The 2117-nt window shown below is 67.8% G+C and carries 2 protein-coding genes and 1 pseudogene; all 3 read left to right on the forward strand.

The window, feature by feature from the left end; translation table 11 throughout:
* Window positions 1-291: pseudogene (locus tag ACE026_RS15595) on the forward strand (glycoside hydrolase family 127 protein); the annotation flags it as partial.
* Between the two features lie 137 nt (window positions 292-428).
* On the forward strand, window positions 429-1619 hold the full coding sequence (locus tag ACE026_RS15600; protein WP_486039736.1) for a CaiB/BaiF CoA transferase family protein: 1191 nt from the start codon (window positions 429-431) through the stop codon (window positions 1617-1619).
* A gap of 16 nt (window positions 1620-1635) precedes the next feature.
* Window positions 1636-2117 (forward strand): transaldolase family protein (locus ACE026_RS15605; RefSeq protein ID WP_486039738.1); only part of this gene is annotated, 482 nt, incomplete at its 3' end.

The following is a 2117-nucleotide window of genomic DNA, read 5'->3' on the forward strand; positions in this document are numbered from 1 at the left end:
GCGCCGGTGGCGCAGGAGGTGCTGCGCTGGGAGTACGTGGGGCTGAGCTACGGGCCGCTGGTGTATGCCACCGGCCTGATCGACGGGTACAAAACCGATGAGACGGTGCGCTTGCCGGATCGGCCACCCGCGCAGTGGCTGCAGGTGGGCGAAGACACGGGCGAGGGCGCACCGATCACCGTGCAGCTGGAGTGCCGCGGCCCGCTGACCTTCGAGCCCTACTACCGGTGTGGCGGGCGCGATCACGGCAGCTGGCGATTGAGCTGGCTGTCGCTGGCGCCTTCGGGCTGACGTCTCGGCGGTGTTCGGCGGCGGGGGCCCCGCTGACGCCGCAGCGTGCTTTTTGTCCACCCAGAACATACCCACACGATCTGTTTCTTCCCGTTGGCCAGGAGGAAACTTCCATCAAGGTATCGAGTGTATTGACCATGACCGGAAGCAACCCCAGTTCTCCATTCGCCATCGCCCAGCGGGAAGGTGCCACCGGGCCGTTGAGCGGCATTCGTGTGCTGGACCTGAGCGCCTACATTGCCGGTCCCTACGGCTGCACGCTGCTGGCTGACCAGGGCGCGGAGGTGATCAAGGTGGAGCCACCGGTCGGCGACAACCTGCGGCGCTATCCCTCCACGCTGGAGGCCGAGAGCCGGGCATTCCTCGGTGTGAACCGCTCCAAGCGCGGCGTGGTGCTGGATCTGAAGCAGCCTGACCAGCGTGCGGTGCTGATGCGCCTGGTGCGCGAGGCGGACGTGCTGGTGCACAACTTCCGGCCGAGCGTGCCGGTGCGCCTGGGCATCGATTTCGAGAGCCTGCACAAGCTCAACCCGCGCCTGGTGTATTGCTCGGTCACCGGCTACGGCGAGCACGGGCCGTTGAAGGAAAAGGCAGGGTACGACCAGGTGCTGCAGACCATGACCGGCATGTGCACGATGCAGGGCAAGACGGGCGGCGCCCCGGAAATCCTGTACGGCTCGGTGGTCGATTACTACGCTGCCGCGCTGGTGGCGGCCGGTGTGTCATCGGCGCTTTACGAGCGCGAACGCAGCGGCGAAGGCCAGTTCGTGGGCGTGTCGCTGCTGCGCAGTGCGTTGACGATGCAGTCGGCGCGGATGGTCTGGGCCGAGGGCGAGCCGGCGGCGGTGGGCCGCGATATGCGCTCGGGCGGTGTCACTGGCATCCATCCCACCGCGGACGGATACCTGTACATCTCGGCCAATACCCCGCGCTTCTGGCAGGCATTGTGCGAGCGGATCGGGCGGCCGGAACTGGCAGCCGACGCGCGCTACGACACGGTGCGCAAGCGGGCTGCGGAGGCCGAGATACTGTTGCCGCAGTTGCACGCCGCGCTGGCCACGCGCAGTGCGCTGGCGTGGGAGGCGTTGTTCGGCGAAGAGGTGCCCTGCGCGGCCGCGCGCCAGGTCGAGGACATGTTCGACCATCCACAGGTGCAGGCCGAGCAGATGGTCACGTCGCTGCCGCACCCGCTGCTGGGCAGCTACCGCGGCATCACCCGGCCGATCGTGTTCGGCCGCACACCCGGCCCGGAGCCGTTCGCCGCGCCCGTGTTCGACCAGGACACGGCGGCGGTCAGCGTGCTGCTTGACGCTTCCTCTGATGACTGACGTGAAGGACCCTTGCATGGCTTCGCTGTCCAAACTCGCCCAGCTGCGTGATCTGTCCGTAGTGGTTGCCGATACCGGCGACTACGAGGCGATCAAGCGCTTGAAGCCGGTCGACTGCACGACCAACCCCACCCTGGTGAAGAAAGCGCTGGACCTGCCGGTGTATGCCGATCTCGTCGAGAGCGCGCTGGCCTGGGGCCGCGAGCAGGCGGGCGAACGCGAGACCATCGTGCACGCGGTGGCCGATCGGCTGACCGTGGGCGTGGGCACCCTGCTCAGCACGCTGGTGCCGGGCCGGGTCTCGACCGAGGTCGATGCCGACCAGGCGCATGACACCGCGGCCACGGTGGCCAAGGCGCGCCAGTTCATCGCCATGTACGAGGCGGCCGGCGTGCCGCGCAGCAAGGTGCTGATCAAGATCGCGGCAACCTGGGAAGGCGTGGAAGCGGCGCGCCAGCTGCAGGCCGAAGGGATCGACTGCAATCTGACGCTGATCTT

This window comes from Stenotrophomonas sp. AGC87 (genome assembly GCF_057333975.1).